This window comes from Cytobacillus citreus (assembly GCF_018343665.1).
Taxonomy (GTDB): Bacteria; Bacillota; Bacilli; order Bacillales; family Cytobacillaceae; genus Cytobacillus; species Cytobacillus citreus.
The window spans coordinates 1-700 of the sequence record NZ_JAGYPM010000004.1 but is presented as its reverse complement, the minus strand read 5'-3'; the positions used below and the strand labels follow the sequence as shown (position 1 = coordinate 700).

At 55.4% G+C, this 700-nt stretch carries 1 rRNA gene (cut by a window edge); it reads right to left on the bottom strand.

Annotated features, from left to right (window positions below):
- Positions 1–700, bottom strand: a 23S ribosomal RNA gene (locus KHA94_RS16710); its annotated part reaches 183 nt to the left of the window's first position; the annotation flags it as partial.

The window sequence follows — 700 nt, the reverse complement described above, 5'->3', positions numbered from 1 at the left end:
CCACGTGTCACCACGCTTCCACCTCAAACCTATCAACCTGATCATCTTTCAGGGGTCTTACTAGCTTGACGCTATGGGAAATCTCATCTCGAGGGGGGCTTCATGCTTAGATGCTTTCAGCACTTATCCCTTCCGCACATAGCTACCCAGCGATGCTCTTGGCAGAACAACTGGTACACCAGCGGTGCGTCCATCCCGGTCCTCTCGTACTAAGGACAGCTCCTCTCAAATTTCCTGCGCCCACGACGGATAGGGACCGAACTGTCTCACGACGTTCTGAACCCAGCTCGCGTACCGCTTTAATGGGCGAACAGCCCAACCCTTGGGACCGACTACAGCCCCAGGATGCGATGAGCCGACATCGAGGTGCCAAACCTCCCCGTCGATGTGGACTCTTGGGGGAGATAAGCCTGTTATCCCCGGGGTAGCTTTTATCCGTTGAGCGATGGCCCTTCCATGCGGAACCACCGGATCACTAAGCCCGACTTTCGTCCCTGCTCGACTTGTAGGTCTCGCAGTCAAGCTCCCTTATGCCTTTACACTCTTCGAATGATTTCCAACCATTCTGAGGGAACCTTTGGGCGCCTCCGTTACTTTTTAGGAGGCGACCGCCCCAGTCAAACTGCCCACCTGACACTGTCTCCCACCCCGATCAGGGGTGCGGGTTAGAATTTCAATACAGCCAGGGTAGTATCCCACC